We start from the raw sequence: 8,190 nt of genomic DNA, 5'->3' as shown, positions 1-8,190 counted from the left end.
TCGCTCCAGACGGAATATGTCTGGCATCAATCTAGTCTTGCCTCAAAGGAACTACCTCGACGAGGAGGTAATTCATATATTACTGGCTGTGTTTCGGCACGCTGTTGAGTTCTCAAAGAACACGCGCACACCGCAGCTAATCTCCGAAGAGAGTCACTTCCGGGGCTGTGTCGTACTTAAGCTTTGTGTTTGAAACTTCCGACGCCCTTGGCCTCTGAGCTCAGACGAGCTACCGGCTGGGTCTTCGTCGTTTCCAGGTCACCCACTCTACCACAGTCCGTGGAAGCTTGGTTCGTGATCTGTGTCGCGCTCCGTTCCGGTGTTCCCGGCCCGTTCCTCGCTGACATGGAGAAAGTTACACGCACGCCAACGCAGGGTCAAATCGGGGGCACCACGGCCGCCTGCGATTAGAAACCGCAGGTCAGCAGCCCCGTACAGGACTCAGGACCAAGCTATCGCAGGCCAGATCGCCGCACACTGTGACCGCGATCACAGTTAGAAACGTCGAAGGCCGCCGGTCCCGAGTGGGACCGACGGCCTTCAGAGACCTGAACTCGCAGGTCAGAGCTCTACCTCGACGCCGGCGTTGTTCCGCTTGCCGCGACGGAGCACCAGCCACTTGCCGTGGAGCAGGTCCGACGACGCCGGCTTCCACTCCTCGTCGGTCACCTTCGCGTTGTTCACGTAGGCACCGCCCTCGTTGACCGTCCGCCGCGCGGCACCTCGGCTCTCGGCCAGGCCCGACGCGATCAGCAGGTCGACGATCGTGGGCTCGTCCGCCAGCCGCGCCTTGCCCTTGGGCGCCTCGGCCAGCGCCGCCTCCAGCACGGACGCGTCGAGATCACGCAGCTCGCCCCGGCCGAACAGCGCCGACGACGCGAGGATGACCTGCTGCGTCGCGCGCTCCCCGTGCACCAGGTCGGTGAACTCCTGCGCGAGGCGCTTCTGCGCGGCGCGCTGGTGCGGTGCCTCGGCGGTCTGCTTCTCCAGCTCGTCGAGCTCCTCACGGGTGAGGAACGTGAACAGGCGGAGGTACTTGAGCACCGTGACGTCGTCGACGTTCACGAAGTACTGGTACCAGGCGAACGGCGAGGTCATCTCCGGGTCGAGCCACACGCGCCCGCCGCCGGTGGACTTGCCGAACTTGCGGCCCTCGGCGTCGGTGACCAGCGGCGCGGTCAGCGCGTGCACGTGCTTGCCCTCGACCCGGCGCACCAGGTCGACACCGCTGACGATGTTGCCCCACTGGTCCGAGCCGCCGATCTGCAGCGCGGTGCCGTAGCGGCGGTTGAGCTCCAGGTAGTCGTTCGACTGCAGCAGCACGTAGCTGAACTCGGTGTACGACATGCCGTCGGTCTCGAGGCGGCGCTTCACCGTCTCCCGCGACAGCATCACGTTGACCGAGAAGTGCTTGCCGACGTCGCGCAGGAACTCCAGCGCGCTGACCTGGCCGGTCCAGTTGAGGTTGTTCTCGACGACGGCGCCCGTGGGCGAGTCGTCGAAGTGCACGAACCGCTCCAGCTGGCCGCGGATGCGGTCGGCCCACTCGGCGACGGTGTCGAGCGAGTTCAGCGTGCGCTCACCGGTGTCGCGCGGGTCGCCGATCATGCCCGTGGCCCCGCCGGCCAGCACGATCGGCCGGTGACCTGCCATCTGGAAGCGCTTGAGCATGAGCAGCGGCACCAGGTTGCCGGCGTGCAGCGACGGCGCCGTCGGGTCGAAACCGCAATAGAGGGTGAGCGGGCCGGCGTCCAGGTCCTTCCGGAGTGCGTCGAGGTCGGTGGACGTCGCGATCAGGCCGCGCCAGGAAAGTTCGTCAAGGATGTGCTCGCTCACGGCTCTCATTGTCGCCTACCTGGTCCAACGGGTTTCGACCTGGTAGGCGGACGGGTATGCGGAGGCCATGACTGACCCACGTGACTCGGAGTTACGCCGACCTACCGAGCGGATGCCGCGCGTGAACGAACCGGTGGTCGAAGAAGTCGTCGAGCGCGACGACGACTACCGCAGGGTGCGGACGGTGCGAACCGTCTGCGCAGTCATCGACATCGTGTGCTGGACGTTCGCCATCGTGCTGTTGGTGCACATCTTCCTGGTGATCACGGGTGCGAACGCCGGCAACGGGTTCTTCCAGTTCGTCGCGGGCTGGGCGGACGGGATCACGCTCGGCCTGGACGGTCTCTTCACACCTGAGAACGCCTCCGCGGCGACGCTCCTCAACGAGGGCCTGGCCGCTCTCCTGTGGCTGATCATCGGTGCGCTGCTGACCAACCTGATCACCCGAGTCGCACTGCCCTCCGGCCACCGGCGCGCCTGGTACCGCAGGACGATGCGCGGCTAGAAGAATGACGGGGTGGCCGAGTACGAGTTCGACGTCGCCCCTTCGTTCGCCGAGCAGGACCGCGCCGAGGTCGAGCCGATCGTCCGACGGTTGGAGGACCTCGGCGTCAAGGTCTACTACGACGAGGACCAGCTCGTCACGCGGTGGGGCCTCGACCTGATCGAGCACACCGCGGAGACGTTGACGCACAAGGTTCGCTACGTGCTGATGTTCGCTTCAAAGCACTACGTCGAACACAACTGGGCGCGGCACGAACGCAAGACCGCGCAGGCACGGGCTCTTGGGCAGCAGAACGAGTACCTGCTGCCCATCAAGCTCGACGACACCGAGGTGCCGGGCCTGCTGCCCAGCATCGGTTACCTGGACCTCCGCGTGCACGATCCCGAAGTGATCGCGCAGTCCGTCGTGCAGAAGCTCGCCCAGCACCGCGCCGAGTTCACCCCGTCGACCCCGGTCACCGCCAAGTCGGTGGCCGCTCTGGTCAGGGAGAAGCCGCGCGGCTGGGAATATCTCCTCTACGCGACCGTTGTGGCACAAGGGCTCGCCGATCTCCAGCAGAAGTACCGCGAGCACTTCCTGCGCTACGCCCCGCGCAACGGCATCGTCGAGCACGGCGACGGCATCGACCTGATCCGCGACCGCAACGTGCTGCTGAGCGAGATCATCAAGGTCGCCGTCGAGTCCGTCTTCACCTCCGGCACGCAGGAAGCCGCGTTCGGCAGGTCCGGGGTTCCGGGCGACGCGGACCAGATCGTGCACCTCGGCGAGCTGTTCGTGCGCACTTTCGAGGAGATCCTCGACTGGGCGCGGGGGATCTACGGCACCAGCTACGCGAACGGGCCCGCCCGTGCCGCCGCTCGCGTGCAGGCGCGGTTCGCGGACCGGCAGCTGGAGGCGATGCACGCGGTGGCGCGGGATCTGCGCGAGGTGGCCGACACGCTGGTCGAGCGGTTGACCGCCGGGGAACAGATCGACATGACGGTGCCGCTGGTGTTCGAGGTGGAGCCGTCGCTGGAACGGGAGTTCACGGCGGCGATGGCCAAGCTCTCACGCTGACGAGCGGCGCTTGCCGCCTCTCTTGTAGGTCGACACGGCCGGTGAGTCGATCCAGAACCGCCAAGGCACGTCCATCGCCACGGCGACACCCACGCGCGGACCCGCGTGCACCTTCTCCACCGGCTCACCCGCGTACAACCGCACGGGCGAGTCAGGAGAGGTCAGGTCGACGCCGTTCTGCGAACGGTCCAGTCCGAGGACCTTGCACAGCCGTGCGGGCCCTTTGCCCAGTTCGGCCGCGGAACGCGAAGCGGGGCGGCGGGAGAAGGCGATGTCCTCGCCCGAGACGACCTCGGCCGCGCGCAACAGCACGGCGCCCGGTACGCCGTCGGTCAGCGTCACGACGTTGGCGCAGAAGTGCATGCCGTAGACGAAGTAGACGTACAGGAAGCCGGCCGGGCCGAACATCACCTCGTTGCGAGGGGTCTTGCCGCGGTAGCAGTGGGACGCCGGGTCGTCGCCTCCCCGGTACGCCTCCACCTCGACGATGCGCACGCGCACGCCGCCTGCTTCGAGGAAGGAACCGAGGAGGAGCCGGGACGCGTCGACCGGGTCGACGGCCAGCTCCTCCTTGGTCAGGAGCCTAGAACTCACGTGCTGAAGCAGCCTTCGCCACGAGTGCGTCGAGCTGTTCGCGGACGCGCGCGGGTGCCGTGCCGCCGTGGGCGTCGCGCGACGCGATCGAGCCTTCGACGGTGAGCACCGACCGGACCTCGGGGGTCAGGGCGGGCGAGATGGCGCGGAACTCGTCGTCGGTCAGGTCTTCCAGGCCGACGCCGCGGGTCTCGGCCGCGCGGACGCACGCACCGGCTGCCTCGTGGGCCACGCGGAACGGAACGCCTTGGCGCACAAGCCATTCCGCGATGTCCGTGGCCAGCGTGAAGCCGGCCGGGGCCAGCGACGCCATGCGGTCGACGTCGAACTTCAGGGTCGCCACCATGCCCGCGAAGGCCGGGAGGAGCAGTTCGAGCTGCTCGACCGAGTCGAACAGGGGCTCCTTGTCCTCCTGCAGGTCGCGGTTGTAGGCCAGCGGCTGGGCCTTCAGGGTGGCCAGGAGGCCCGCCAGGTTGCCGATCAGGCGGCCCGACTTGCCGCGCGCGAGTTCGGCGACGTCCGGGTTCTTCTTCTGCGGCATGATCGAGCTGCCGGTGGACCAGGCGTCGTCGAGCACCGCGAAGCGGAACTCGGCGGTGGTCCAGATGATGATCTCCTCGGCCACGCGGGAGAGGTTCACGCTGATCATGGCCAGCACGAACGCGATCTCGGCGGCGAAGTCGCGGGAGGCGGTGCCGTCGATCGAGTTCTCGACCGGGGCGTAGAAGCCCAGGTCGGCGGCCACCTTCGCCGGGTCCAGCCCCAGCGAGGAGCCGGCCAGGGCACCGGAGCCGTACGGCGAGAAGCCGGCGCGCTTGTCCCAGTCGTGCAGGCGGTCGACGTCGCGCAGCAACGCGTGGGCGTGCGCCAGCAGGTGGTGCGAGAGCAGCACGGGCTGGGCGGACTGCAGGTGCGTGCGGCCCGGCATGACGGCACCGAAGTGCGTCTCGGACTGCGCGGCCAGCGCGTCCACGACGTCCAGCACACCGGCGGCGACCCGGCGGGCGGCGTCGCGCAGCCACATGCGGAACAGGGTGGCGACCTGGTCGTTGCGGGAACGGCCCGCGCGCAGCTTGCCGCCGAGTTCGGTGCCGGCGCGGTCGATCAGGCCCCGCTCCAGCGCCGTGTGGACGTCCTCGTCCTCCAGCACCGGGGTGAAGGCGCCGGACTCGACGTCGGCGAGCAGCTCGTCCAGCGCCTTCTGCATGCCGGAGAGCTCCTCGTCCGACAGCAGGCCCGCGGCGTGCAGCACACGGGCGTGGGCGCGCGAGCCCGCGATGTCGTACGGCGCGAGCCGCCAGTCGAAATGCGTCGACAGCGACAGCCGCGCCATCGCCTCGGCCGGTCCCGACTCGAACCGGCCACCCCACAAAGAACTCATCACACGCAACTTTCAGCTGGCGAAGTCGTAGAGAGATTCTTCCGAACGGGCCACCAGCCCGACGACGCGCCCCTGGTACAGCGCGACGTCGACCTCACCGGAACCCGACGGCAAAGCCATCCGCGCGACGCGTACGGCGACCGAGCCGAGGCTGGACCTGACGACGCCGGCGCGGAAGTTGAGCTCGCGGACGGCCTCGGCGACGGAGACGGTCTCGCCGTCCACCGCCACCGGGACACCCGCGTCGAACGTCAGAACGGCGTGCACGGGCTCATTCATCGACCGAACCCGAGGCCAGCGCGGTGATCCGGTCGGCGAGCTCGGCTCCGGTCATCGGCTCGCGGGCCACGACGAGGATCGTGTCGTCGCCCGCGATCGTGCCGACGACCTCGTGCAACGCCGCGCGGTCCAGTGCGGAGGCCAGGAACTGCGCGGCACCCGGCGGAGTTCGCAGCACCGCGAGGTTTCCGGAGTGGTCCGTCGACACCAGCAGCTCCCCCAGCACGCGGACCAGGCGCGTCGTGCCGCCCTGAACACCGCGCACGGGACTGCCGTCCTCGGGGATCACGTAGACCGGCGCACCGCCGTCAGGGCCGCGCAGCTTGACCGCGCCGAGCTCGTCGAGGTCGCGAGACAGGGTGGCCTGCGTGACGTCGATGCCTTCCGCCGCGAGCAGCTTCGCGAGCTCGGACTGGCTGCGCACGGCTCGCTGCGACACCACCTCGACGATGCGGCCCTGGCGGGCGGTGCGGGTCACGACGACTGCTCCAGCAACCACACGAGCAACGCCTTCTGGGCGTGCAGCCGGTTCTCCGCTTCCTGCCACACCAGCGACTGCGGGCCGTCGAGCACCTCGTCGGTGATCTCCCAGCCGCGGTGCGCGGGCAGGCAGTGCAGCACCGTCGAGTCGGGCTTGCCCGTCGCCTCCAGCAACGAGGCGTTCACCTGGTACGGGCGGAACGGGCCGACGCGGTCCTTGCCGTCGTTCTCCTGCCCCATCGACGTCCAGGTGTCGGTGACCAGCACGTCCGACCCGTCGACCGACTCGCGCGGGTCGCTGATCAACGCAACCGAACCGCCGGTCTCGGCGGCCCGCTTCTTGGCGTCCTCCAGGAACTGCGGGTTCGGCACGAAGGAAGCCGGTGCACCGATGCGAACGTGCATACCCGCCGTGGCACCGCCGAGCAGCAACGAGTGCGCCATGTTGTTGGCGCCGTCGCCCAGGTACGTGAGCGTCAGGCCGGCCAGCTTGCCGTACCGGCGGCGAATCGTCTGCAGGTCCGCGAGCACCTGGCACGGGTGGAACTCGTCGGTCAGCGCGTTCACCACGGGAATGCGCGACACGGAGGCCATCGCCTCCATGCGGGCCTGGGCGAACGTCCGCCACACCACGGCGTCCACGTACCCGGACAGGATCCGCGAGGTGTCCTCGATCGTCTCCTCGCGGCCCAGCTGCATCGACCGGCCGTCGATGATCACCGGGTTGCCGCCGAGCTGCGCGATGCCGACCTCGAACGACAGCCGGGTGCGCGTGGAGTTCTTCTCGAAGATCACCGCGACGGACTTGGGGCCCGCCAGCGGCTTCGCGGTGAAGCGGTCCGCCTTGTAGGTGTCCGCCAGGTCGAGGACGGCGGCCTGCTCCGCGGTGGTCAGGTCGTCGTCGCGCAGGAAGTGCCTCGGGCTCACGGCGTCTCCTCGAAGAAGGTGGGGAGCGCGGCGACGAAGGCCTGCGCGTCGGACTCCTCCAGCACGAGCGGCGGGGCGAGCCGCAGCACGTCGGGCTGGATCGGGTTGATCAGGTAACCGGCCTTCTGCGCGGCCGCCGCGGCCTTGGCCGAGACCGCTTCGCGCAGCGTGATGCCGAGCAGCAGGCCTGCTCCCCGGACACCGGTGATCGCGGGGTGGTGCAGCGCCTCCACACCGGCGGCGATCTCCTTGCCCACGGACGAGGCGTGCTCCAGCAGGCCCTCCGAGGCGATCGTGTCGAGCACCGCGAGCCCGGCCGCGCAGCACACCGGGTTGCCGCCGTAGGTCGTGCCGTGGTGGCCCGGCTTGAACAGCTCCGCCGCCGCGCCGAAGCCGATCGTGGCGCCCAGCGGCAGGCCGCCGCCGATGCCCTTGGCGAGCGTCATGACGTCCGGCACGATCCCGGCCTGCTGGAACGCGAACCACGTGCCGAGGCGGCCGACGCCGGTCTGCACCTCGTCGAGGATGAACAGCGCACCGTGCTCGGAGGTGATCCGGCGGGCTTCCTGGAGGTAGCCGGCCGGCGGCACCACGACGCCCTGCTCGCCCTGGATCGGCTCGACGATGAACGCCGCCGTGTCGTCGTCGATCGCCGCTTCCAACGCCGCCACGTCACCGAACGGGATGTGCGAGACGCCGGGGACCAAGGGCTCGAACGGTGCGCGCTTCGGTTCCTGGCCGGTGAGCGTCAGCGCACCCATCGTGCGGCCGTGGAACCCACCGATCGTGGAGACGATCTTGGTGCGGCCGGTGAGGCGGGCCATCTTGAGCGCGGCCTCGTTGGCCTCGGCGCCGGAGTTGCAGAAGAAGACCTTGCCGGGCTCCCCCGCGAGGTCGAGCAGGCGTTCGGCGAGCTTCAGCGCGGGCTCGTTGACGTACAGGTTGCCGGTGTGGCCGAGCTTCGCGATCTGCGTGGACACGGCCTCGACGATCGCCGGGTGGGCGTGGCCGAGGGCGTTGACCGCGAGACCGGTCAGCAGGTCTACGTACCGGTTGCCGTCGGCGTCCCAGACGTGCGCGCCCTCACCTCGCTCCAGTTGCAGCGAAGGTGTGCCGTAGTTGTCCATCATGG

General features: G+C 68.9%; 9 protein-coding genes. 2 read left to right on the top strand and 7 right to left on the bottom strand.

The features are described from left to right. Nucleotides 1-561 precede the first annotated feature (561 nt). The gene (tyrS, locus tag ORI60_RS32755) at nucleotides 562-1,836 is read right to left on the bottom strand and encodes a tyrosine--tRNA ligase (RefSeq protein ID WP_266041861.1); all 1,275 of its coding nucleotides are present in this window, start codon (nucleotides 1,834-1,836) and stop codon (nucleotides 562-564) included. A gap of 112 nt (nucleotides 1,837-1,948) precedes the next feature. Between tyrS and ORI60_RS32750 the strand changes: the two genes are divergently transcribed. Continuing rightward, on the top strand, nucleotides 1,949-2,341 hold the full coding sequence (locus ORI60_RS32750) for a hypothetical protein (protein WP_266041870.1): 393 nt from the start codon (nucleotides 1,949-1,951) through the stop codon (nucleotides 2,339-2,341). 12 nt (nucleotides 2,342-2,353) lie between these two features. After that, complete coding sequence (locus tag ORI60_RS32745; protein WP_266041860.1) at nucleotides 2,354-3,397, top strand: toll/interleukin-1 receptor domain-containing protein; 1,044 nt, start codon at nucleotides 2,354-2,356, stop codon at nucleotides 3,395-3,397. Here ORI60_RS32745 and ORI60_RS32740 read toward each other — a convergent pair. The 6 genes from ORI60_RS32740 to ORI60_RS32715 are packed head-to-tail and all read right to left on the bottom strand — an operon-like array spanning nucleotide 3,389 to nucleotide 8,188. Continuing rightward, nucleotides 3,389-3,991, bottom strand: a complete 603-nt coding sequence (locus ORI60_RS32740) for a DNA-3-methyladenine glycosylase (protein WP_266041859.1) — start codon at nucleotides 3,989-3,991, stop codon at nucleotides 3,389-3,391. The two genes, ORI60_RS32745 and ORI60_RS32740, sit on opposite strands and share 9 nt — an antisense overlap. Then, nucleotides 3,981-5,372 carry an argininosuccinate lyase gene (gene argH / locus ORI60_RS32735; RefSeq protein ID WP_266041858.1) on the bottom strand — a complete coding sequence of 464 codons (1,392 nt, stop codon included), beginning with the start codon at nucleotides 5,370-5,372 and terminating at the stop codon, nucleotides 3,981-3,983. Before argH ends, ORI60_RS32740 begins: the two co-directional genes overlap by 11 nt. Before the next feature lie 12 nt (nucleotides 5,373-5,384). Beyond that, a complete protein-coding gene (locus ORI60_RS44795) occupies nucleotides 5,385-5,651 on the bottom strand; it encodes an argininosuccinate synthase (RefSeq protein WP_402904957.1) in 267 nt (88 codons plus the stop codon). Next, nucleotides 5,644-6,129 carry an arginine repressor gene (locus ORI60_RS32725; protein WP_266041857.1) on the bottom strand — a complete coding sequence of 162 codons (486 nt, stop codon included), beginning with the start codon at nucleotides 6,127-6,129 and terminating at the stop codon, nucleotides 5,644-5,646. Before ORI60_RS32725 ends, ORI60_RS44795 begins: the two co-directional genes overlap by 8 nt. Continuing rightward, nucleotides 6,126-7,058 carry an ornithine carbamoyltransferase gene (gene argF, locus ORI60_RS32720; protein ID WP_266041856.1) on the bottom strand — a complete coding sequence of 311 codons (933 nt, stop codon included), beginning with the start codon at nucleotides 7,056-7,058 and terminating at the stop codon, nucleotides 6,126-6,128. Before argF ends, ORI60_RS32725 begins: the two co-directional genes overlap by 4 nt. Beyond that, nucleotides 7,055-8,188, bottom strand: coding sequence for an acetylornithine transaminase (locus ORI60_RS32715; RefSeq protein ID WP_266041855.1), 1,134 nt, complete (start codon nucleotides 8,186-8,188; stop codon nucleotides 7,055-7,057). The genes argF and ORI60_RS32715 overlap by 4 nt, the downstream gene beginning before the upstream one ends. Between the last annotated feature and the right edge of the window lie 2 nt (nucleotides 8,189-8,190).

The organism is Lentzea sp. NEAU-D7 (genome assembly GCF_026242055.1).
Taxonomy (GTDB): Bacteria; Actinomycetota; Actinomycetes; order Mycobacteriales; family Pseudonocardiaceae; genus Lentzea.
The sequence above is the reverse complement of the archived record's forward strand: the minus strand, read 5'-3'. Positions and strand labels throughout refer to the sequence as shown.